18 protein-coding genes are annotated in these 23,162 nt (G+C 71.3%); 9 read left to right on the top strand and 9 right to left on the bottom strand.

The window, feature by feature from the left end; genetic code table 11:
- Window positions 1–87: 87 nt before the first annotated feature.
- From SAVERM_RS14540 to glgX, 6 genes are all read right to left on the bottom strand, one after another.
- A complete protein-coding gene (locus SAVERM_RS14540; protein ID WP_037649779.1) occupies window positions 88–2,130 on the bottom strand; it encodes a M4 family metallopeptidase in 2,043 nt (680 codons plus the stop codon).
- 402 nt (window positions 2,131–2,532) lie between these two features.
- Window positions 2,533–4,299, bottom strand: coding sequence for an ABC transporter ATP-binding protein (locus SAVERM_RS14535; RefSeq protein WP_010984225.1), 1,767 nt, complete (start codon window positions 4,297–4,299; stop codon window positions 2,533–2,535).
- Window positions 4,296–6,017 carry an ABC transporter transmembrane domain-containing protein gene (locus tag SAVERM_RS14530; RefSeq protein WP_010984224.1) on the bottom strand — a complete coding sequence of 574 codons (1,722 nt, stop codon included), beginning with the start codon at window positions 6,015–6,017 and terminating at the stop codon, window positions 4,296–4,298. The genes SAVERM_RS14535 and SAVERM_RS14530 overlap by 4 nt, the downstream gene beginning before the upstream one ends.
- A gap of 21 nt (window positions 6,018–6,038) precedes the next feature.
- Window positions 6,039–7,901 carry an ABC transporter ATP-binding protein gene (locus SAVERM_RS14525; RefSeq protein WP_010984223.1) on the bottom strand — a complete coding sequence of 621 codons (1,863 nt, stop codon included), beginning with the start codon at window positions 7,899–7,901 and terminating at the stop codon, window positions 6,039–6,041.
- Window positions 7,898–9,745: an ABC transporter ATP-binding protein gene (locus SAVERM_RS14520; protein WP_037649778.1), complete on the bottom strand. Its 1,848-nt coding sequence runs from the start codon at window positions 9,743–9,745 to the stop codon at window positions 7,898–7,900. The genes SAVERM_RS14525 and SAVERM_RS14520 overlap by 4 nt, the downstream gene beginning before the upstream one ends.
- Window positions 9,746–9,925: 180 nt before the next feature.
- Complete coding sequence (glgX, locus tag SAVERM_RS14515; RefSeq protein WP_010984221.1) at window positions 9,926–12,175, bottom strand: glycogen debranching protein GlgX; 2,250 nt, start codon at window positions 12,173–12,175, stop codon at window positions 9,926–9,928.
- Between the two features lie 156 nt (window positions 12,176–12,331).
- Here glgX and SAVERM_RS14510 point away from each other — a divergent pair, with 156 nt between their 5' ends.
- From SAVERM_RS14510 to SAVERM_RS14485, 6 genes are all read left to right on the top strand, one after another.
- Window positions 12,332–13,561: a L,D-transpeptidase gene (locus tag SAVERM_RS14510; protein ID WP_010984220.1), complete on the top strand. Its 1,230-nt coding sequence runs from the start codon at window positions 12,332–12,334 to the stop codon at window positions 13,559–13,561.
- A 190-nt stretch (window positions 13,562–13,751) separates the two neighbouring features.
- Window positions 13,752–14,993 carry a L,D-transpeptidase gene (locus SAVERM_RS14505; RefSeq protein WP_010984219.1) on the top strand — a complete coding sequence of 414 codons (1,242 nt, stop codon included), beginning with the start codon at window positions 13,752–13,754 and terminating at the stop codon, window positions 14,991–14,993.
- 80 nt (window positions 14,994–15,073) lie between these two features.
- Entirely contained in the window at window positions 15,074–15,841 is a 768-nt protein-coding gene (locus SAVERM_RS14500; RefSeq protein ID WP_010984218.1) for an enoyl-CoA hydratase/isomerase family protein, read from the top strand.
- A gap of 249 nt (window positions 15,842–16,090) precedes the next feature.
- Window positions 16,091–16,699, top strand: a complete 609-nt coding sequence (locus SAVERM_RS14495) for an ATP-binding protein (protein WP_010984217.1) — start codon at window positions 16,091–16,093, stop codon at window positions 16,697–16,699.
- Window positions 16,700–16,992: 293 nt separating this feature from the next.
- Complete coding sequence (locus SAVERM_RS14490; protein WP_010984216.1) at window positions 16,993–17,883, top strand: polysaccharide deacetylase family protein; 891 nt, start codon at window positions 16,993–16,995, stop codon at window positions 17,881–17,883.
- The gene (locus SAVERM_RS14485) at window positions 17,883–19,079 is read left to right on the top strand and encodes a YncE family protein (RefSeq protein ID WP_010984215.1); all 1,197 of its coding nucleotides are present in this window, start codon (window positions 17,883–17,885) and stop codon (window positions 19,077–19,079) included. The genes SAVERM_RS14490 and SAVERM_RS14485 overlap by 1 nt, the downstream gene beginning before the upstream one ends.
- On the opposite strand, the gene SAVERM_RS14480 is transcribed toward SAVERM_RS14485, so the two are convergent.
- Window positions 19,046–19,762: a GNAT family N-acetyltransferase gene (locus SAVERM_RS14480; RefSeq protein WP_010984214.1), complete on the bottom strand. Its 717-nt coding sequence runs from the start codon at window positions 19,760–19,762 to the stop codon at window positions 19,046–19,048. The two genes, SAVERM_RS14485 and SAVERM_RS14480, sit on opposite strands and share 34 nt — an antisense overlap.
- Window positions 19,763–19,818: 56 nt before the next feature.
- On the opposite strand from SAVERM_RS14480, the gene SAVERM_RS14475 reads away from it, so the two are divergent.
- The 3 genes from SAVERM_RS14475 (at window position 19,819) to SAVERM_RS14465 (ending at window position 21,900) form a co-directional block, all read left to right on the top strand.
- A complete protein-coding gene (locus SAVERM_RS14475) occupies window positions 19,819–20,745 on the top strand; it encodes a helix-turn-helix domain-containing protein (RefSeq protein WP_010984213.1) in 927 nt (308 codons plus the stop codon).
- A 50-nt stretch (window positions 20,746–20,795) separates the two neighbouring features.
- Window positions 20,796–21,008, top strand: a complete 213-nt coding sequence (locus SAVERM_RS14470; protein ID WP_010984212.1) for an EF-hand domain-containing protein — start codon at window positions 20,796–20,798, stop codon at window positions 21,006–21,008.
- A 229-nt stretch (window positions 21,009–21,237) separates the two neighbouring features.
- A complete protein-coding gene (locus SAVERM_RS14465; RefSeq protein ID WP_010984211.1) occupies window positions 21,238–21,900 on the top strand; it encodes an NADPH-dependent F420 reductase in 663 nt (220 codons plus the stop codon).
- Between the two features lie 52 nt (window positions 21,901–21,952).
- On the opposite strand, the gene SAVERM_RS14460 is transcribed toward SAVERM_RS14465, so the two are convergent.
- Window positions 21,953–22,492, bottom strand: a complete 540-nt coding sequence (locus SAVERM_RS14460; RefSeq protein WP_078234453.1) for an MOSC domain-containing protein — start codon at window positions 22,490–22,492, stop codon at window positions 21,953–21,955.
- 10 nt (window positions 22,493–22,502) lie between these two features.
- Window positions 22,503–23,057 carry a glycoside hydrolase family 25 protein gene (locus SAVERM_RS14455; protein WP_010984209.1) on the bottom strand — a complete coding sequence of 185 codons (555 nt, stop codon included), beginning with the start codon at window positions 23,055–23,057 and terminating at the stop codon, window positions 22,503–22,505.
- Between the last annotated feature and the right edge of the window lie 105 nt (window positions 23,058–23,162).

Below are 23,162 nucleotides of genomic sequence, written 5' to 3'. Positions count from 1 at the left end.
AGGTCAGGGCACAGCAAAGGGGGCGCCGCCCCGGGGAGTTGAACCACCGGGGCGACGCCCTGTCCTGTGCCCTGCGTCAAGCGGGGTCTACGGGAACGTCAGCTTCCAGCTGTTGATGGTGCCGACGTCCTGCGCCGCCTGGTCCTGGACCTTCAACTGCCAAGTGCCGTTGGCGGTTTCGGAGGACGCGTTGACCGTGTAGGTGTCGGTCACGTTGTCCGCGGAGTCGGACGAGCTGAAGTTCTTCAGGCGGTACGTCGAGCCGTCCGGGGCCACCAGGTCGATGACCAGGTCACCACGCCAGGTGTGCGTGATGTTCGGGGTGACCTGAAGATTGCTCGGCGCGTTTCCGGTGCGGCCCGTGACGGTGATCGAGGACGTCACCGCCCCCGCGTTGTCCGGAATCGATACCTTGGTCGTGCTCTCGTACGAGGTACCGCCACCGCCGCCGCCACCGGAGCGCGCACCGACCGCGACGGCCGCCCACGCGTCCTGCACCGCCTTGTACTCGGTGCTCGTCGTGCCGTACAGCTCACCCGCCGCCGCGAGGGTGCCGGTGCGGGCCGCCGCGTAGTTGGTGGTCGAGGTGAACTTGGTGGTGAGTGCCCGGTACCAGATCTGCAGGGCCTTGTCGCGGCCGATGCCGGTGACCGGAAGGCCGTCCGACGTCGGCGAGTTGTAGCTGACGCCGTTGATGACCTTGGCGCCGCTGCCCTCGCTCAGCAGATAGAAGAAGTGGTTCGCGGGACCCGACGAGTAGTGGACGTCGATCGAGCCGATGCCCGAGTACCAGCTGTCCTTGGACGCGCCGTCCTTGCTGGGCTTGTCCTGGTAGCGCAGCGGGGTGCCGTCGCCGTTGATGTCGATCTTCTCGCCGATGAGGTAGTCACCGACGTCGGAGGAGTTCGCCGCGAAGAACTCCACGCCCGTGCCGAAGATGTCGGAGGTCGCCTCGTTCAGGCCTCCGGACTCACCGCTGTAGTTCAGGTTGGCCGTGTTCGAGGTGACGCCGTGGCTCATCTCGTGGCCCGCCACGTCCAGCGAGGTCAGCGGGTCGGCGTTGCCGGAGCCGTCGCCGTACGTCATGCAGAAGCAGCTGTCGTCCCAGAAGGCGTTGACGTACGCGTTGCCGTAGTGGACCCGCGAGTACGCGCCGACGCCGTTGTTCTTGATGCCGCTGCGGCCGAACGTGGTCTTGTAGAAGTCCCAGGTCGTGGCGGCGCCGTAGTGCGCGTCGGCGCCGGCGGTCGCGGCGTTCGACGTGGTGCCGTTGCCCCAGGTGTCGTTCGTCTGCGAGAACAGCGTGCCGGTGCCGGACGACCCGTGGTTCAGGTTGTACGTCTTGTGGGCGCCGCGCGCTCCGTCGTTCAGCGTGTAGGTGGAGCCCGACTGTGTGGTCGTCAGGGTCACCTGGCCGCTGTACTGGGTGTTGCCGATGCCGTTCTTGATGCCCTGGTACTGGTAGAGCTTCTTGCCGGTGGCCGCGTCGGTGATGACGTGCAGCTGGTTCGGGGTGCCGTCGTCCTGGAGGCCGCCGACGACGGTCTCGTAGGCGAGGGTCGGCTTGCCGTCGGCCGCCCAGATCACCTTGCGGGGCGCGCGGTCCGCCTTGGTGCTCTTCGAACCGGCGGACTTGGCGGCGGTCAGGGCCTGCTGCTCGGCCTTGGCGGAGGCGATCTGCGGCTTGAGGGAGGCCGGCTTGATGGCCGCCTTCGTCGCCTTGACGACCCGCTCGGTCTTGCCCGACTTCGAGGTGTCCACGACCAGGTCGCCGCCGAGGACCGGCAGTCCGTCGTAGGTGCGCTCGTAGCGGGTGTGGACCGTGCCGTCGTGGTCCTTGAGGACATCGCGGGCGACGAGCTTCTCCTTGGCTCCGAGGCCCAGATCCTTGGCGGTGTCCGCCTTGGCCGCGTTGGCGTCGCGTATCAGCTCGGCGCGCTGGGACGGGGTGAGCTTCAGGGTGACGGCGCCCGGCTTGACCTTGCCCGTGGGGGCCTGGTCGGGGGCGGCGTTGGCGGCGCCCGACTGGACGGCCGCGGCGAGCAGGGCGGTGACGCCCACCAGGGCGACTGCCCCGGCGCGACGACGCAGGATGTGGGAGGTGCGTCTGTGGGAGGAACTGCTACTCAACACTGACTCCTTCTGCGTGGCCGCGGGTCGCGCGGCCAGGGGAGACCGGACGATGGTCACCCGTCCGGGCAGAACAGGGCGGAACTTGGCGTTACGCGGAACCAGGTACATGGGGTGGTGCATGGGTGGTGCTCGGGGTGGTGCATGGGGAACGCACGGCCGCGGCACAGCGGTCGAGCTGTGTGCTTGCTGTGAGGTGGCCGTGGGAAGAGTGTCAGGAGACCGCGCTTTCTGTCAGGGGCGCATCAAGGATTTGGCCGGAAATCGTCCGTTGTCCGGTAAGTCATGTTCGGTATACGGACCGTTCAGAAGTCCGGTCAGAAGTCCGTTCAGAAGTCCGGTCAGGAGTGTCCTGCCGGAGACCGTCGCAAAGGCGTACAAGGCCGCCCGACGATCCCGGATTCAGGACGGGGACGGCTCGTCGCCGTGCCACGAATGCCACAGCGCCGCGTACGCGCCCCCCGCCGCCACCAGGGCCTCGTGGGTGCCGAGTTCGGTCAGCCGGCCGTCCTCCATCACGGCCACCCGGTCCGCGTCGTGCGCCGTGTGCAGCCGGTGGGCGATGGCGATGACGGTCCGCCCTTCGAGTACGGCCGCCAGCGCGCGCTCGGTGTGGCGGGCGGTCGTCGGATCCAGCAGCGCGGTGGCCTCGTCGAGGATCAGCGTGTGCGGATCCGCCAGCACCACCCGGGCCAGCGCCAGTTGCTGAGCCTGTGAGCCGTCCGTGGCACAACCACCGGACCCCAGGACGGTGCCGAGGCCGTCCGGCAGCTCGCGCACCCAGCCGTCGGCGCCGACCGCGGCGAGAGCCGCCCACAACGCGTCGTCCGTGGCCGAGGGCTCGGCGATCAGCAGGTTGTCGCGGACCGTGCCGAGGAAGACATGGTGCTCCTGGGTGACGAGGACGACCTGCCGGCGCAGCCGCTCCGGCTCGAGGCCGACGACCGGCACCCCGCCCACCGTCACCGTGCCCGCGCTCGGCGCGTCGACGCCCGCGAGCAGCCTGCTCAGTGTGGTCTTGCCGGCGCCGGACGGGCCGACGACGGCCAGCCGCTCCCCGGGACGCACGGTCAGGTCGACGCCGCGCAGCACCTCGCCCCCACGCTCGTACGCGTAGCGCACCCCGGTCACGTCGATCCGGTCGTCCGCCGGCGCGGCCGAGTCGGCCGGACCGCTCCGCGGCGCCCGGGCCAGGCCCTCCACCCGGGCGAAGGAGGCGCCGCTGCTCTGCAACTGCTCGACCCGCATCAGGATCTGGTCGAGCGGTTCGCCGAGCTGGCGCAGATACAGCGCCGCCGCCACCACCGCACCCAGGCTCATCACACCCCGCGCGTGCAGCGCACCGCCGATCAGCAGCACCCCGGCCACGGGCACGATGTACGACACCTCCACCACCGGGAAGAACACGGTGCGCAGATACAGCGTGTACAGCCGGGTGCGCCGGGACGTCTCCAGCGCCTCCCGGCTCGCGCCGATCCGCCGCTCCTGAAGCCCGAACGCCTCGACGGTACGGGCCCCCGACGCCGTCGCCGCGAGGATCTCGGCGACCTCCGAGGTGGCCGCGCCCTCGGCGAGATAGCCGTCCCGGGCCCGCCGCAGATACCAGCGCAGCGCGCACCAGATGCCGGTCAGACCGAGCACGCCGAAGGCGCCCAGCAGCGGGGCGAGGACGAACACCGCACCGAGGAGGAACAGCGCCTCGAGGGTGTGGATGAGCAGATCGGGTCCGACATCGCGCAAGGTGGTGCCGACGGCGGCCACGTCGGCGGTGCCACGGGCCGTCAGATCGCCGGTGCCCGCCCGCTCCACGACCGACGCGGGCAGCGCCAGCGTCCGGTCGACGAACTCCTCGCGCACCCGGGCGAGCGTCCGCTCCCCGAAGCGGTGCCCCACGTACCGGGCCCAGCGGGCCAGCAGCAGCTGCGCGAGGGAGCACAGCAGGATGCCCAGCGCCAGCCGGTCCACGGCCCGCACCCCGCCTCCGGCCCCGACCCCGTCGACGATGCGCCCGAGCAGCCACGGCCCGGCCAGCCCGGCGCCCGCGGCCAGCGCGTTCAGGACCAGCACGGCGGCGAAGGCGCGCCCGTCGGCCCGGACCAGACGGACGGCGGCCCGCCGCACACCGGCCGGTTCCGCGACGGGCAGGTGTCCAGAAGTTCCGGTCGTCACCGCAGGGCCTCCTCGGCGTCCGCGTCCCGGGCCACCAGCGCCCGGTACCCGGGCTCCCCGCCCAGGAGTTCGCGATGGCTGCCCCTCGCGGCCACCTTCCCGTCGACCAGGTAGTACACGGTGTCCGCCCGGGCGAGCACGAGGGGAGAGGTGGTGGTCACGACGGTCGTACGGCCGCTGCGCGCGGTGTGCAGCCGGTCCGCCACGGTGGCCTCGGTGTGGGCGTCGAGCGCGGAGGTGGGCTCGACGGCCAGCAGCACCTCGGGGTCGGCCAGCAGCGCCCGCGCCAGCCGTACGCGCTGCCGCTGGCCGCCGGAGAGGGTGCGGCCCTGCGCGGTCACGGCCGTCTCGAGCCCGTCCGGCAGACCGAGGACGATGTCGTCGGCCGCGGCCGCGTGCACGGCCCGCGCGAGGGCCGCCTCGTCCCAGCCGTCCGGTCCCCGTCTGCCGCCCACCAGATCGCGCAGCGGACCCGCGAACAGATCGGCCTCGTTGTCGGCGACCAGGATCCGCTCGCGGACCTGCCCCAGCGCGACGGCGTCGAGCCGCACCCCGCCCCAGGTGGCGGCCGACGGCGCGTACCGGCCGAGGCGGTCGACCACCTCCGCGGCATCGGCGGGGCGGGCCCCGGCGAGCGCGGTCAGCCGGCCCGGCACCACCCGGACCCCGGACTCCGGGTCGGACAGCACGGACGGCTCCGCGGGCGCGTCGGCCGTGCCGTCGTCCGCGAGGGGCGCAAGGCTCAGGAAGCGCACGACGCGCCGCGCGGCCACCACGCCCCGGCTGAGCTGGTAGCCGCACTCGATGAAGAACGCCACCGGCCCCACCAGGACCGCGACATAGCCGTACACCGACACCAACTCGCCCACCGTGATGTCCCCGCGCGCGGCCAGCCGGGCCGCCAGCCAGGTCACCACGGCGAGGAACAGCGTCGGCAGGCCCACCCCGAGCGCCTCGATCCAGCTGGTCACCGCCCCGACCCGGTAGCCCTGCTCCCGCAGCCGCCGCGAGTCCCGGCGGAACGCGTCCGCGAACAGCCCCTTGCCGCCCAGGCCGTTGAGGACCCGCAGACCGCCCGCGAGGTCCCCGATCCGCTCGGTCAGCACGCCCTGCCGCTCGCGGTACTCCGTCTCCGCGCCCTGAAGCCGCCCCATCAGCGGACCGACGAGCACGGCGATCAGCGGCACCCCGAGCAGCACCACCGCGGCCAGTGGCGGCGAGACGGACAGCAGCAGCCCGGCGACGACCGTGTAGGCGACGACCGCACCGACGCCGGGGCCGACGACGGTCAGGGACTGGCTGATCGTCTGGACGTCGCCCACGCCGATCGTGACGACCTCCCCGGCCCCGACCTGACGCGACAGCGCGGCGCCCAGCCGGACCGCCTGCCCGACGACGACCTTGACGGTGCGGAAGTTGGCGTCCATCCGGACCCGGGTCATCGTGCGGTGCCGCATGATGCTCAGCCAGGCGTTGAACGCCCCGACCGCGAACAGGGCCGCCGTCCAGCCGATCAGCGCGGTCCGGTCGCCCGGTGCCAGCCCGTCGTCGATCGCGCGGGACATCAGATACGGCGTCGCCGCCAGCAGCACCATCCACGTACTGCCGAACAGCGCCCCGGCGGCGCACCGGCCCCGCTGCCGCATGACCAGCCACCACAGATACCGGCCGCCACCGCGACAGTCCGGGTCCCCCGGGTCCTCGTACGCGTCGATCATCCGCCCCCCAGCTCCTGCCCGTCACACCAGGCTGTCCCGCCAGGCCCGGTGCAGATCCGCGAACCGGCCCGTGCCCGCGACAAGTTCGGCCGGGCTGCCGTCCTCGACGATCCGGCCGTGCTCCATGACCAGTACCCGGTCCGCGATCTCCACCGTCGACAGCCGGTGCGCGATCACGACCGCCGTCCGGCCCTTCAGTACCGTCAGCATCGCCCGCTGCACCGCCCGTTCACCGGGAACGTCCAGCGAGCTGGTCGCCTCGTCGAGGATCAGCACCGCCGGGTCGGCCAGCAACGCCCGTGCGAACGCGACCAGCTGGCGCTGGCCCGCGGAGATGCGCCCGCCCCGCTTGCGGACGTCCGTGTCGTAGCCGTCCGGCAGCGCACTGATGAAGTCGTGGGCGCCGATCGCCTTCGCGGCCCGCTCGATCTCCTCCCGGGTCGCGTCGGGGCGACCGATGGCGATGTTCTCGGCGACCGTGCCGGAGAACAGGAACGCCTCCTGCGTCACCATCACCACACCGCGCCGCAGCTCGGGAACCGTCAGCTCGCGCAGGTCGACCCCGTCCAGCAGCACCCGCCCGGCGGAGGGGTCGTAGAAGCGGGCGAGCAGCTTGGCGAGGGTCGACTTGCCGGCGCCGGTCGAGCCGACCACGGCGACCGTCTGCCCGGCGGGCAGCGTCAGCGAGAAGGTGGGCAGCACCTCCCCGCCCGTGCGGTACGTGAAGCGGACGGCGTCGAACACGACCTCGCGGCCGGGGTGCGCGGACTCCAGGGCGGGCAGGGCGCGCGGCTCGGAGGGCTCCGGCACCGACGGCGTCTGCGCCAGCAGCCCCGCGATCTTCTCCAGCGAGGCCGCCGCCGACTGGTACGAGTTGAGGAACATGCCGAGCCGGTCGATGGGGTCGTACAGCCGGCGGAGATAGAGCACGGCGGCCGCGAGCACGCCCAGCTCCAGCGAGCCCGACGACACCCGGTACGCGCCCCACAGCACGATCCCCGCCACCGCCGTGTTGGCCACCAGACGGGAGCCGGTGACATAGCGGGCCATCTCCAGCAAAGCGTCGCCGTTGGTGCGCTGGTGGCGTCCGTTCAGCACGCGGAAGTCCGCGTCGTTCACCGCTTCGCGGCGGAACGCGCGCACCGGCCGGATGCCGTTCATCGTCTCCGCGAACTTCACGATGACCGCCGCGATCGCCGTCGAACGCAGGCGGTACACCCGTCCCGCACGGCGCCGGTAGAGCCGTACGAGCAGATACAGCGGCCCGAACGAGGCGACCGCCACCGCGCCCAGGCCCAGGTCCAGCCACAGCAGCATCGCCGAGATGTAGACGAACGACAGGATGACCGCGATCAGTTCCTGAAGGCCCTCGCTGAGCAGCTCGCGCAGCGACTCGACATCCGTCGTCGAGCGGGAGATCAGCCGCCCCGAGGTGTAGCGCTCGTGGAAGTCGATGCTCAGGGCCTGCGCATGGCGGAAGATCCGGCCGCGCAGGTCGAGCAGCACGTCCTGGTTGACGCGCGCGGACGCCAGGATGAACGCGTACTGGAGGCCGCCGGAGAGCGCCGCGCACAGCAGATACGCCACTCCCACCGCGATCAGCGGGCCGTGGTCGTCGCGCCGGAACGCCGGTACGGCGCTGTCGATGGCGTAGGCGACCAGCAGCGGGCCCAGCTGCACCGCCGCCTGCTGGAGCAGGAGCAGCCCGCTCGTCACGACGACGCGGGCCCTGAGCGGTGCCAGCAGCGAGCGCAGCAGGGCGCCCGTCGCGCCCGGGGGCGTGGGGAGGGTGTCCCGGTCGAAGGGGTCGCCGCCGCCCGGTGTGCCGACGGGGTCCTCGCCGTCGTCGGTCAGGTCGGGCGCGGTCGTCGTCGGCGCCGTCATCGGTCGGCCTCCAATTCCTCTGCTTCCTCCGCTTTCTCTGCTTCCTCCGCTTCCTCCGCACGGTCCGCCCCGGACATCAGATGGGCGTACTCGGCGTTCGTGCGCAGCAGTTCCTGGTGGGTGCCGACGGCGGCGATGCGGCCGCCGGAGAGCAGCGCGACACGGTCGGCGAGCAGCACCGTGGACGGGCGGTGCGCCACGACCAGGGCGGTGGTCTCGGCGAGCACCCGGCGCAGGGCGGCCTCGACGGCGGCCTCCGTGTGGACGTCCAGGGCGGACAGGGGGTCGTCGAGAACGAGGAAGCGGGGGCGGCCCACGACCGCCCTGGCCAGGGCGAGGCGCTGACGCTGGCCGCCGGAGAGACTGAGGCCCTGCTCGCCGACCTGGGTGGCGGTGCCCTGCGGGAGGGCGTGCGCGAAGTCGGCCTGGGCGACGGCGAGGGCGCGGTCCAGCTCCTGCTCGCCCGCGCTGTCGTCGGCACCCATCAGGACGTTCTCGCCGACGGTCGCCGAGAAGAGGGTGGGCTCCTCGAAGGCGACGGCGACGAGTTCGCGCAGCGCCTGCCGGGGCATGGCCGTGATGTCCGCGCCGTCCAGGGTGATCCGGCCCGACGTGACCTCGTGCAGGCGGGGGATGAGCGCGGTCAGGGTGGTCTTCCCGGTGCCGGTGGCGCCGACCAGGGCCATCGTCTCGCCGGGGCGGATGTGGAGGTCGACGCGGTCGAGGACGGGCGGCGCGTCCGAGGGCGCGTCGGGGTAGCGGAAGCGGACGTCGTGGAACCGCAGGCCGTCGGCGCCGGCCGGGGCGGCCGGGGCGGCGACGGCGTCGGCCGACTCCGGTTCCGCGTCCATCACCTCGAAATACCGCTCCGTCGCCGTCGCCGCCTCCTGGCTCATCGCGAGGAGGAAGCCGATCGAGTCGACGGGCCAGCGCAGGGCCAGGGCCGTGGACAGGAACGCGACCAGGGTGCCCGCCGACAGGTCCCCATCGGCCACCTGGATCGTGCCGAGGACGAGTGCCGCGCCGATGGCCAGTTCCGGGAGGGTGACGATGACCGCCCAGATCGCGGCGAGCAGCCGGGCCTTCGCCAGCTCCGTGCCGCGCAGGGTCCGGGTCAGCTCACGGAACGCGCGGGCCTGGCTGCGGTGGCGGCCGAAGCCCTTGACGATGCGGATGCCGAGCACGCTCTCCTCGACCACCGTCGTCAGATCGCCCACCTGGTCCTGCGCCCGCCGCGCCACCTCCGCGTACCGCCGCTCGAACAGCGCGCACATGATCACCACGGGGATGGCCGGGCCCAGGATCACCAGCCCGAGCGTCCAGTCCTGAACCAGCATGATGATCACGCCGACGAGGATCGTCACGCCGTTGACCAGCAGGAACGTCAGTGGGAACGCGAGGAACATCCGCAGCAGCATCAGATCCGTCGTGCCCCGCGACAGCAGCTGGCCGGAGGCCCAGCGGTCGTGGAAGGCGACCGGAAGCCGTTGGAGATGGCGGTACAGATCCGCCCGCATGTCCGCCTCGACCCGCGACAGCGGCCGCGCCACCAGCCAGCGCCGCAGCCCGAACAGCAGCGCCTCGGCGAACCCGAGCAGCAGCAGATACAGCGCCCCGAGCCAGATGCCACGGGTGTCCCGGTCCGCCACCGGCCCGTCCACCAGCCACTTCAGGACGAGCGGGATGACCAGGCCCGTACAGGAGGCCACGACCGCCACGAGGGCGGCGGTGAACAGCCGTACGCGCACCGGCCGCACATACGGCCACAGGCGCAGGAGAGTGCGCACGGACGAACGGCCGGCGTGGTCGGAGCGGTCTTCGGCGGCTGCGAGTGTGGTGGACATCAGGAGCGAGCCTACGGTTCGGCACTGACAGCGCCCACCGAGTTTTGGCCGGACCAGAGGCGGCCGCCGGTCCTGGGACCTGCACGTTCGAGGGATCGAACCCCGGCTGCCCACAAGGGGCGTACCGCACCATCGACCGATCGGCCGACGCCGTTCACCCGTCGGCGCCGGCGGCCGCGCTCACCCCACCCGCAGCAACAGCACCGCCCGGGCCGCGACCGTGACCGTCGCCCCCGCCCGGTGCGCCGTCCCCGGTGCCGCGGCCTGGTCCTCGCGGGAGGTGTCGACGACGACCTCGTACCGCTCGGCCCACGGCGGCCCGGGCAGTACGAAGCTCACCGGCCGGTGTCCGGCGTGCAGCACCGCGAGGAAGCTGTCGTCCACCACCGGCACGCCCCGAGCGTCGCGCCCCGGTATGTCCCGCCCGGACAGATACATGCCGAGCGTCGCCGCCGGTGCGTACCAGTCCCGTTCCGTCATCTCCGCCCCGCGCGGCGTGAACCACGCCAGGTCCCGCAGGCCGTCCGCCGAATGCGCCCGCCCGGAGAAGAACGCGCGCCGCCGCAGCACGGGATGGGCGTGCCGCAGTGCGATCAGCCGGGCGGTGAGGTCGCGCAGCGCCCGCCAGCCGGGCTCCTCCAGCAGTTCCCAGTCCACCCAGCTGATCTCGTTGTCCTGGCAGTAGGCGTTGTTGTTCCCGCGCTGCGTGCGCCCCAGCTCGTCGCCCGCGACCAGCATCGGCACGCCCGTCGACAGGAGCAGGGTGGTCAGGAGGTTCCGCAGCTGACGGCGGCGCAGGGACCGTACGCGCTCGTCGTCCGTCTCGCCCTCCGCCCCGCAGTTCCACGCCCGGTTGTCGTCGCTGCCGTCCCGGTTGCCCTCGCCGTTCGCCTCGTTGTGCTTGCGCTCGTACGACACGAGGTCCCGGAGCGTGAAACCGTCGTGGGCCGTCACGAAGTTGACGGACGCGTAGGGCCGACGGCCGCCCCACGCGTACAGGTCGCTCGACCCCGACAGCCGGTAGCCCAGGTCCCGCACGTCCGGCAGCGCGCCTCGCCAGAAGTCCCGTACGGCGCCCCGGTAGCGGTCGTTCCACTCCGTCCACAGGGGAGGGAACGCGCCCACCTGGTAGCCGCCGGAGCCGACGTCCCACGGTTCCGCGATCAGCTTCACCCGGCGCAGCACCGGGTCCTGTGCGATGACCGCGAGGAACGGGGAGAGCATGTCGACGTCGTGCATCGATCGGGCCAGGGCCGCGGCCAGGTCGAACCGGAAGCCGTCCACGCCCATCTCCGTCACCCAGTACCGCAGCGAGTCCGTGATCAGGCGCAGGACGTGCGGCTGCACCACGTGCAGCGTGTTTCCGCAGCCCGTGTAGTCCGCGTACCGGCGGGCGTCGGGCTGGAGGCGGTAGTAGCCCCGGTTGTCGATCCCCTTCAGCGAGAGCGTCGGGCCCAGTTCGCCCGCCTCCGCGGTGTGGTTGTAGACCACGTCGAGGATGACCTCGATCCCGGCCGCGTGCAGGGCGCGCACCATCCGCTTGAACTCACCGACCTGCTGTCCGTTCGTCCCGGCGGCCGCGTAGCCGGCGTGCGGGGCGAAGTAGCCGATCGAGTTGTAGCCCCAGTAGTTGCGCAGGCCCTTGCGCAGCAGGTGGTCCTCGTGGGCGAACTGGTGCACCGGAAGCAGCTCGACGGCCGTCACGCCGAGTCCGACGAGGTGTTCGATCGCCGCCGGGTGCGCCAGTCCCGCGTAGGTGCCGCGCAGTTCCTCCGGGATCCCGGGATGCGTCTTCGTGAATCCCCGTACGTGCAGCTCGTAGATCACCGAGTCCGCCCACGGCGTCTTCGGACGGTGGTCGTCCGCCCAGTCGTCGTCATCGTGGACGACGACGCCCTTGGGGACGTACGGCGCCGAGTCCCGGTCGTCGCGCACGGTGTCCGCGACCTGCTGCTGCGGCCAGTCCCGGACGTGCCCGTACACCTCCGGCGGCAGGCTGAAGTCGCCGTCGACCGCGCGCGCGTACGGGTCGAGGAGCAGCTTCGCCGGGTTCCAGCGGGCGCCCGTCCACGGGTCCCAGCGGCCGTGCACCCGATAGCCGTAGCGGCGCCCGGGCAGTACACCGGGGACGAAGCCGTGCCAGATCTCGTGCGTGAGTTCGGTGAGCGGGACGCGGATCTCCGCGCCCGTCTCGTCGAACAGGCACAGCTCGACCGCCTCCGCGCCGCCCGCCCACAGGGCGAAGTTGGTGCCCGTCACCCCGTCGGGCCCGGTCCTGAAGCGCGCTCCGAGCGGGGTGGGGGCGCCCGGCCACACGGGTGGGGCGGGCGCCGCGGGCCGCCTGCCGTTCAGCACGGCGGCCGGGCGCGCGGCATGTTCTTCACCCGCGCGCTCCTCCTGTACTGCCTCCTGCTCGGCTGCGCTCGACACCGGTCGGCCTCCCGCGGCTCCGTGGGACGGCGTGGAAAAGGGCGCACGGCGTCCCGGCCGCGGCTCCCTGTCGCGTCGTCCTCCCCACTGTTCTGCCCAGAGCTTGCCTCGCACTCACGTTTCCCCAGGAGGGGCACGGTCGTTGGGCCCGTCGTGATGCATGTACAGACACGGCGCGCGCGGCGCGCAGGGGCCGCCCTGGCCGCCGTACTGACCTGGGCGGGCCTGTTGGCCGGCGCCTCCGCCTGCACTTCCCCCGGAATCTCCCACGGAGTCGACGAGGTGTTCGGCAAACCCCCTGCGGCCGAGGATGTGATCCACGTCTGGCCGGACGACGACAGCAAGGCCGTACACGCCGACCAGCCGCTGAAGGTGCGGGTGCCCGGCGGCCGGCTCGAATCGGTGAAGGTCGTCAAGTCCCAGGACGCACAGGACTCCCCGGTGCCCGGCCACATCTCCGGCGACGGCCAGAGCTGGCAGCCCGACGACAAGCGGCTGGCGCTCGCCGCCAAGTACCGGGTCGACGCGGTCGCCCTCGACGAGCGCGGACACCGCTCCGCGCGCCACACGACCTTCACCACCTTCGTCCCCGACGAGCGGTTCATCGGGTACGTCACTCCCGAGAACCGGTCGACCGTCGGCACCGGAATGATCGTCTCCCTGGAGTTCAACCGGGAGATCGTGAACCGGGCCGCCGTCGAACGCGCGATCCGTGTGAGTGCCAAGCCGGCCGTGGAGATCCGCCCGCACTGGTTCGGCAAGGACCGCCTCGACTTCCGGCCCCAGGAGTACTGGAAGCCCGGCACCAAGGTCACCGTCGGGCTGAACCTGCGGGACGTGGAGGGCGCGCCCGGCGTCTACGGACTCCAGTACAAGACCGTCTCCTTCTCCGTGGGCCGCGACCAGGTCTCGCTCGTCGACGCGGTCGAGCACACCATGGAGGTCCGCCGCGAGGGCGAGCTGCTCGCCACCGTTCCGATCACCGCGGGCGCCCCGAAGACGACGACGTACAACGGGAAGATGGTGGTCATGGAGATGCTGGAAGTGACCCGTATGAACAGCCGCACGGTCGGCTTCGGCGGGGAGTACGACATCCCGGACGTCCCGCACGCCATCCGCCTCACCGCCTCCGGAACCTTCCTGCACGGCAACTACTGGGCGCCGGACGCCTTCGGCAACACCAATGTCAGCCACGGCTGTGTGGGCCTGCGCGATGTGAAGGGCGGCAGCTCGGACACCCCGGCGGGCTGGTTCTTCGACCGCACCCTGATCGGTGACGTCGTGGAGGTCGTCCGCAGCAATGACAAAAAGGTCGCTCCCGACAACGGCCTCGGAGGGTGGAACATGGGCTGGAAGGAGTGGAAAGCGGGCGCCGCGGTGAAGTAGCCCGACAAAGGGGTACGCGCGCAGACGAACTCCAGCGGACTCCAGCGGGCGCTGGTTCAGTTGAAGTTGGGACTGAACAGTGACAATCGCGGGGAGTCATCGGGCCGGGCCGTGTGATTAATTTGCGCAGTGCGCGCACGGGTCGCGCTGGAGTGCGGGCCTCATCAGGCCGTGCGAGGGGAGAAGGATCGTGAACGGGCGACCGATATCGGGGGCGTCGGTTGACGCGCACAGCCACCGGAGCAAGGGAATCCTGGCACTGCTGCTGGGCGTTCTGCTGCTCGCGGTGACTGCGTGCGGCGGGGGCGGAGGCTCGGACTCCGGGTCAGGCGACGGCAAGGGCAAGGACTCCGGGCAGGCGGACACCAAGTCCTCGCAGGCCGTCGTGACGATCGCCCCGAAGGACGGCGCCGACGACGTGGCGACCAGCGGCGCCCTCAAGGTGACCGCGGCCAAGGGCAAGCTGACCGAGGTCAAGGTCGAGGACACCAAGGGCAATCCGGTCGACGGCAAGATAACCGGCGGGGGCGCCGGCTGGACGCCCTCGACCCACCTCGCCTCGGCCACCAAGTACAAGGTCCACGCGGTGGCGAAGGACGCCGACGGACACGAGTCCGCCGAGGAGTCCGCGTTCACCACGCTGACCCCGAAGAACACCTTCGTCGGCATCTACACGCCCGACAACGGCGCCAAGGTCGGTGTGGGCATGCCGTTCTCCGTCCACTTCACCCGGGGTATCACGCACCCGGAGGACGTCGAGAAGGCGATCACCATCAAGACCGAGCCGGCCGTCGACGTCAAGGGCCACTGGTTCGGCAACGACCGCCTCGACTTCCGTCCCCAGGAGTACTGGAAGTCCGGCACCAAGGTCACCGTGAACCTCAACCTCGACGGCGTCGAGGGCCGGCCCGGCGTCTACGGCAAGCAGGCCAAGACCGTCACCTTCACGATCGGCCGCGACCAGGTCTCCACGGTCGACGCCAAGACCCACAAGATGGTCGTCAAGCGCGACGGCAAGGTCTACAAGACGATCCCCATCACCACCGGCAAGCCGGGCTACGACACCTGGAACGGCCAGATGGTCATCAGCGAGCGCCTGCGGGTGACCCGGATGAACGGTGAGACGGTCGGCTACGGCGGCGAGTACGACATCAAGGACGTGCCCGACGCCCAGCGCCTGACCAACTCCGGCACCTTCATCCACGGCAACTACTGGGGTGGCGGCGCCTTCGGCAACTACAACGCCAGCCACGGCTGCATAGGGCTGCGCGACGTGCGCGGCGGCGGCGACCGCAGTGTGCCGGCCGGCTGGTTCTTCGACCACTCGATGATCGGCGACGTGGTGATCGTGAAGAACTCCCACGACCGGACGGTCGCGCCCGACAACGGGCTCAACGGCTGGAACATGTCCTGGGAGAAGTGGATCGCGTAAGCGCTCGTGCGGTACGGGCCCGGTGTGCTGTGACTCAGCACACCGGGCCCGTTGTCGTTAGTCGCCGTTAACCTTCCTTCATGACTGTGCATCTCGAAGTCGCCGAGGGCGTCGGCACCATCCGCCTCGACCGTCCGCCGATGAACGCGCTGGACGTCGCCACCCAGGACCGGCTCAAGGAACTCGCCGAAGAGGCCACGCGCCGCGAGGACGTGCGCGCGGTGGTGCTGTACGGCGGGGAGAAGGTGTTCGCGGCGGGCGCGGACATCAAGGAGATGCAGGCCATGGACCATACGGCGATGGTCGTACGCTCCCGGGCCTTGCAGGACTCCTTCACCGCCGTCACCCGCATCCCCAAGCCGGTCGTCGCCGCCGTCACCGGGTACGCGCTGGGCGGGGGCTGCGAACTGGCGCTCTGCGCGGACTACCGCATCGCCGCCGAGAACGCGAAGCTCGGCCAGCCGGAGATCCTGCTCGGCCTGATTCCGGGCGCGGGCGGCACCCAGCGCCTGTCCCGGCTGATCGGTCCCTCGCGCGCCAAGGACCTGATCTTCACGGGCCGGATGGTCAAGGCGGACGAGGCGCTGGCGCTCGGCCTGGTCGACCGGGTGGTTCCGGTCGGGGAGGTGTACGAGCAGGCGCACGCCTGGGCCGCGAAGCTGGCGCAGGGCCCGGCCCTCGCGCTGCGGGCGGCGAAGGAGTCGATCGACGTCGGCCTGGAGACGGACATCGACACCGGACTCGCGGTCGAACGGAACTGGTTCGCGGGCCTGTTCGCCACGGAGGACCGTGAGCGCGGGATGCGCAGCTTCGTGGAGGAAGGGCCGGGCAAGGCGAAGTTCCTCTGAGGGGCTCGGACCGGGGCTCGGACCGGAGCTTGGATCAGGGCGCGGACCGGGGCCCGGATCAGAGGTGAAAATTGTTCACCAAATTCCGCTGATCCCCTTGCAGTTGACGCGATGTCTCACCCGGGTCCCCCGAAGGGGCGGTTTATGGGAGCCTTAACGCAACCTTAAGTCCGCCTTGTCGGGGGGCTCGGGCGATTGCCCTGAAGGGGGTCGTTTTCGCAGGTCAGTTGGGCCGCGGACGCCCCTGAATTGCTTCTGGCATATGCCTTCCGAATGGTGCGGAATGGGGGATTCCGGGGGGTGTATTCCTTCGGAACGCCCCCCAAGGCCCCTCCGGGCGGCCATCATGGAGGCATGGCGGGGCTGGAGGGTATCGAACCGCCGCGGCAGCACGCGAGTGCGACCGCGGCACGCTGGTCGCCCGCGGTCGAGGATGAACGGGCGCTCAAGGCACTGGAGCTGTTCGGCAACCCGGCGGAGGCGGAGGTGCCGCTGCCGTCCCGCCCGGAGTCCGCGGCCACGGCACGACGGCTCGCGCAAGTCGTCGTGCTGCGCCACTGGGGGCTCTCGCCGAAGATGACCGAGGACGCGGTGCTGCTCGTCTCGGAACTCGTCGGCAACGCAGTACGGCACACCGGCGCACGCGTCTTCGGACTCCGGATGCGCCGCCGCCGCGGGTGGATCCGTATCGAGGTCCGCGACCCCTCCCGCGGCCTGCCCTGTCTGATGCCCGTTCAGGAGATGGATCTGAGCGGCCGTGGTCTCTTCCTCGTCGACACGCTCGCCGACCGCTGGGGCGTCGATCTGCTGCCGCGCGGCAAGACGACCTGGTTCGAGATGCGCGTCGCCGACCGCTGACGCCCGCCCGCAGTTGCCCCACAGATTCGGTTCCGTGTGCGAATCCGTGGGGGAATCGCTTTTGGATCAACCGACTGGTCTGCGATAGTCGAACACGCGACATCCACCCATTGACCCGGGCCACGGTCGTCGCAGGCGCCGTGGTTCACACCCCAACTCGTTCCGCGACGCCCGCAAGAGCCCCGGCCGCCCAGCGGTCGGGGCTTCTGTGTCCCCGGAGGGCGCCGCGGCCGAGCGACCCGCATCCCCGTCAAACGGTCCAATCATCGGTTTTCAGCATCATTCGCCCTTAAATGGTGCGGGTGACCACGCCCGCCCCCCTCCCTCAGCCGGACAGTGAGCCGGACAGTGCGACAGTCGTCGTGCGCGCGGCGCCGAACCGGCGCTCGGCGCTGCGCGCGGGCGCGGGGCTCGCCGCGGCCGGCGCGCTCGCCACCGGGGGCTCCGCCACCGGCGCCGGCGCACACCCGGCGTCCGCCTCCCGGGCGACCGGAACGTCCCACGCGGGAAGCTCCCGCGCACCCGGCATCCCGCACGCACCCAGCAGCCCCGTCTCCGCCCCCGCCCCCCGGGCCTTCCCGGGGCAGCCCGCCCAGATCACCCACGGCCCGCGCACCCGCCCCCGGGTCGCGCTCAGCTTCCACGGCCAGGGCGACCCCGCCGTCGCCGAGAAGCTCCTCGGCGAGGCGGAGAGCGCGGGCGCCCGGGTCACCGTGCTCGCCGTCGGCACCTGGCTCGACGAGCACCCGGGCATGGCCCGCCGCATCCTCGACGGCGGCCACGACCTCGGCAACCACACCCTGCGCCACATCGACATCAACGCGATGTCCGAGCCGGACGCGTACGCGGAGATCCTCGGCTGCGCGGACCGGCTGCGGCGGCTGACCGGCTCCATCGGCACCTGGTTCCGCCCCTCCCGCACCTCCCGTGCCTCGCCGCTCGTCGAACGGGTGGCCCGCCGCGTCGGCTACCCGCACGTCCTGTCGTACGACGTCGACTCCCTCGACTTCACCTCGCCGGGCGCCCCCGCCGTCACCCGCCAGGTCCTCGGCGGGGTCCGGCCCGGATCCGTGGTGAGCCTGCACTTCGGGTACGCCGACACGGTCGCCGCGCTCCCCGCCCTCCTGCACGAACTCGACCGCCGCGGACTGCGCGCGGTGACCACCACGGAGCTGCTGAGCTGATGCACCACCCCATCGAGAAGCACCTCAGGCGCACCCTGGCCGCCGGCGCCGCCCTCGTGTCCCTCGCCCTGCTGGCGGGCTGCGACGGCGACTCCAGGGACCGGGCGGACGAGGCCCTCGCCACCAAGGCCGCCGTACCCCCCGCCGAGAAGAAGCCGGTGGTCGACGGCCTGCCCGGCATGCCGCCCGTACTCGACCCGAAGGACGTCTACGCCGCCGACCGCCCCGGCAGGCTCTCCCCCGTGGTCAAGGACTTCCCGTCGCGGGTCTACGTCCCCAACACCAACTCCAACACCGTCACCGTCATCGACCCGAGCACCTACGAGGTCATCGAGACGATCCCGGTCGGCGCCCAGCCCCAGCACGTCGTCCCGTCCTGGGACATGAAGACGCTGTGGGTCAACAACGACAGGGGCAACTCCCTCACCCCCATCGACCCGAAGACCGGCGAGGTGGGCAAGGCCGTCGACGTGCACGACCCGTACAACCTGTACTTCACGCCCAACGGCACGTACGCGATCGTGATGGCCTCCCTCGACCGTGAGCTGGTCTTCCGGGACGCGCACACCATGAAGCGGATGAAGACCGTGCCGGTCAGCTGCTACGGCGTCAACCACGCCGACTTCTCGCTCGACGGCCGCTACTTCATCGTGTCGTGCGAGTTCAGCGGCGAGCTGCTGAAGGTCGACACGGAGCGGATGAAGGTGATCGGGCAGCAGAAGCTCCCGTTCGACGGCGCCATGCCGCAGGACGTCAAGATCTCGCCCGACGGCAAGAAGTTCTATGTCGCCGACATGATGGCCGACGGCGTGTGGGTCCTGGACGGCGACACGTTCGGCGAGCCGAGGTTCCTGCACACCGGCAAGGGCTGCCACGGCCTGTACGTCAGCCGCGACTCGCGCGAGATGTACATCTCCAACCGCGGCGAGGGCACCATCTCCGTCTTCGACTTCGCCGAGGACAGGCTGACCAAGAAGTGGAACCTGCCGGGCGGCGGCAGCCCCGACATGGGCGGCGTCTCGGCGGACGGCAAGGTGCTGTGGCTGTCCGGCCGCTACAACTCCGAGGTGTACGCCATCGACACCCGCACCGGTGTCCAGCTCGCCCGCATCAAGGTCGGCAGCGGCCCGCACGGGCTCGCGGTCTACCCACAGCCCGGCCGCTACTCACTGGGCCACACGGGCATCTTCCGCTGAGGCGACCGAGGCGACTGGGGCGACTGAGGCGACTGGGGCGACTGGGGCGACGCGCTGAGCAGGGCCTCCGCGCCCACCGGTCGATAGCCCGCCGCCTGGAACGCCCGCGCACTGCGGGCGTTCCCCGCGGCCACCTGCGCCCACACCGGTTCGCCGCCGCCCAGGTGCCGCGCCGCCGTGGCGAGCGTCCGCCCCAGCCCCCGATGCCGTACGTCCTCGTCCACCTCGACCGCGGCCTCCAACCGCCCCCCGATCCCACGCCCCAGGACGAGCACGCCCCCGTCGGCGGCCCACACCCGTATGCCGTCCCGCCGCGTGCGCGCCCGGACGGCCCGGGGATGGCCGGGATCGTCGATCTCCCTCAGCGCGAGCGGAGGGCCGTCCGGCAGCGGCGGGGCAACCGTCATCAGGTCGATGGTGTCGGTCGTACGGCCCGTGCGCTCCATGAACGCGGCCAGGAACCGCGGGTTCATCGTCGCCGCGAGCGCGTCGCAGTCGAGTGCGCGCAGGGTGTCGTACACCCAGGCGGGGTCCTCGTCGGTGAAGACGACGGAGTGCGCGGTGAAGGCGAGGACACCGGCGTCACGGTGGGAGTGCTGGGGTACGACGGTGATGCCGCCGTCGGCGGGCGGGAAGACCCCTCGGGCCGCCGCGTCCAGAATGTCCCGCAGAGCGTCCGTCATTCCGCCCCTTCTCCCCGCTTGAGTCTCCACCCGCTGGAAGGCCCAGACTCGCAGACATGATCGATGACGGCACCGGACTGTTCACCATCGGACAGCTCGCGCGGCGCACCGGCCTGTCGGTGCGCACCATCCGCTACTGGTCGGACGAGGGCGCCCTGCCACCGGTCACGCGCTCCTCGGGCGGCTACCGGCTGTACGACGCCGGGTCCGTGGCCCGGCTCGAACTCATCCGCACCCTGCGGGAGTTGGGCCTCGGCCTCGACGACGTGCGCGAGGTGCTGGCCGGCGAGACGACGGTCGCGGAGGTGGCGGCCACGCATGTGACGGCGCTGGACGCGCAGATCCGTGCGCTGAAGGTGACCCGGGCGGTGCTGTCGACCGTGGCGCGACGCGGTTCGACCGCAGAGGAGATGACACTGATGAACAAGCTGGCGCGACTGTCGGCCGCCGAGCGGAGGCGGATTCTGGAGGAGTTCGCGGACGAGATGTTCCGCGGGCTCGACACGGCGGATCCGGTGATCCGCGAGCGGATGCGGAACACCGCCGTGGACCTGCCGGACGAGCCCACGCCCGAGCAGGTGGACGCCTGGGTGGAGCTGGTCGAACTGTTGCAGGACCCGGAGTTCCGGGCGCAGATGCGGGCGGCGGCCGAGTTCAACGCGGCCGACCGCGGTCACGACAGCCCGGCCGGCGCTTCCCTGTGGTTCGTCAGGCGCCTCGTCCAGTTGGCGGCCGACGCGCGGCAGCGGGGGATCGCCCCCGAGGCGCCGGAGGCGGAGGAGGTGCTGCGGGAGCTGCTCGGCGAGGCCGACGGGGCCGCCGACCGGGCCGCCGTGCTGGAACGGCTGGAGGCCACGTCCAACGACCGGGTGGCCCGATACCGCGAGTTGCTCGCCGTGGTGAAGGGCGGCGGACCCCTGCCCGCGCACCGGGAGGAGTTCGGCTGGGTGGTCGCCGCACTGAGGGCTCGGCCGGGCCGTTAATCTGACCTGCGTCAGTAGGACAGCAAGGTACGAGAAAAGGGGCGGATCCGGTGGCGGACGTCGAGGAAGCACGCAAGCAGTTCGAGCGGATCGATACGGATGGTGACGGCTTTATCACGGCCGCCGAGTTCAAGACCGCCCTGGCCCAGGGTGGCGACTGGAACGTCACGGAGTCGGTGGCATCGGCCATCATCGCCAGCCGCGACCTCAACGGGGACAAGGTCCTCTCGTTCGACGAGTTCTGGACCCACCTGAACAAGTGAGTCGCACGGAAAGGGGCGCCCACCGGGTTCGGCGGGCGCCCCTTCGGCATGCCTGCCGGCGAAGAGGCAGGATGGCGTCGCCCGTCGCCCGTCGCCCGTCGCCCGTCGCCCGTCGCCCGGCACCCGTCGCCCGGCACCCGTCACCCGGATGCCGTACGCCGTGGAATAGCCCGTACGTCCCGGGAGTTGACGCCTCTCATCAGGAGCGTCAACTCCGGAAGGGCCTGTCATGAAGATCGGCATCATCGGCGCGGGCAACATCGGCGGCAACCTCACCCGGCGGCTCACCGCCCTCGGCCACGACGTCTCCGTGGCCAATTCGCGCGGACCGGGGACCCTCACCGCACTGGCCGAGGAGACCGGGGCGACGCCCGTGCCGGTCGAGGAGGCGGCGCGCGGCGCGGCGGTCGTCGTGGTCACGATCCCCCTGAAGGCGGTACCGGACCTGCCCTCCGGGATCCTCGACGGCGCCGCGGACGACGTGGCCGTGATCGACACCGGCAACTACTACCCGCGGCAGCGGGACGGGAAGATCGACGCGATCGAGGACGAGGGCCTGACGGAGAGCCGCTGGACCGCCCGGCAGCTCGGTCACACCGTCGTCAAGGCGTTCAACGGCACCTACGCCCAGGACATCCTCGACCGCGCGCGGCCTGCGGGCGCCCCGGACCGCCTGGCCCTCCCGGTCGCGGGCGACGACGCGGCCGCGAAGCAGGTCGTACGGGACCTGATCGACGAACTCGGCTTCGACACGGTCGACGCGGGCACCCTGGACGAGTCCTGGCGCCAGCAGCCGGGAACCCCGGTCTACGGCCTCCAGGAGGGCCGCGACGCGGTGACGAAGGCACTGGCGGAGGCGTCCCCGGAGCGTCCGGCGGACTTCCGCGCGTGACGCCGCGGGACGCGCGGACCGTCCGGCGCCGGCCGCCGCGGCCTGCCTGACGTCAGACGGTCCGGAGCGGCAGGTGCGGCCCGTCCGGCAACTCGACCTCGATCGAGTCCCCGGGCCGCACCACCCCGCCCGCCCGCACGACGCTCATGATCCCGGACTTGAAGGCGACGGCACCGTCGTCGCTGCCCACCACCTGCTTGAGCAGGCCTTTCTGAAAGGTGTCGATCTGGGCGCAGGGATTCCGCAGCCCCGTGACCTCGACGACGGCCTCGTCCCCGATGTGCAGCAGGGCACCGGTCGGCAGCCCCAGCAGATCGATGCCCCGGGTGGTGACGTTCTCGCCGAGTTCCCCGGCCGCGACGGTGAATCCGGCGCCGCGCAGCTCCTCGAAGAGTTCCTCGTGCATCAGGTGCACCTGGCGCAGATTCGGCTGCGAAGGATCCTTTCGCATCCGGAACCGGTGCTTGACGGTCACACCGGCGTGCACATCGCCCTCGACCCCCAGCCCGGCGAGCAGCGTGATGCTTTCCCGGTTCGGCTTGGTGAACGTGTACGTCCCGTTGCTGCTCACCGCAGCCACTGTCCCACCCATACCGGGCAGCCTATGGGGTGGCCCAGTCCCGCAGGTCGGCGAGGGTGTCGAAGTCCGCGACGTCCTTGTCCACGGGGTGATCGGTGTACTGGTGGAAACGCCACTTCGCCTTGATGCGCGGCTTGCCCGCGGTGACGTAGTCGGCGATCCAGAGCCCGTCACCCGCGTACGAGGTGGTGTCGATGTTCAGCCAGAAATTCCGGTTCGTGTACAGGACCACACGGTGATTCGGCCGCAGTTCCTTGAGCTCGCGGATGAACCGGTCCTTCTCGGCGTTCGTCGCGTGGGTGCCGTCGCCCGTCGTCTCCCAGTCGACGGCGAGCAGGTCGCCCGCCTTCTCCGGAGCCTTGCTCACGAAGTACTCGGCCTGGGCCGTGATGTTGCCGGGCCACAGGAAGTGGTAGAAACCGACCACGCAGTCGGCGTCGCGAGCCGTCTTCACCTGAGCCGTCAGCTTCGGGTTGACGTACGAACGGCCCTCCGTCGCCTTGATGAAGACGAAGGAGAGGCCGTCGGTGTCGTACGCGGACGACTGGTACGCGCTCACGTCGATGCCTCGCAGCATGGGGGCTCCCTGAAGTGCGGGTGGGGGTACAGGAGTTGATGCCTGTACCCACCTTTGCACGAGTGATCCCGCCCGGGAACGGAAACCATGACCCTGTGAACGGCG

The organism is Streptomyces avermitilis MA-4680 = NBRC 14893 (assembly GCF_000009765.2).
Taxonomy (GTDB): Bacteria; Actinomycetota; Actinomycetes; order Streptomycetales; family Streptomycetaceae; genus Streptomyces; species Streptomyces avermitilis.
Note: the sequence above shows the minus strand (reverse complement) of the source record. Positions and strands in the feature narration are given on the sequence as shown.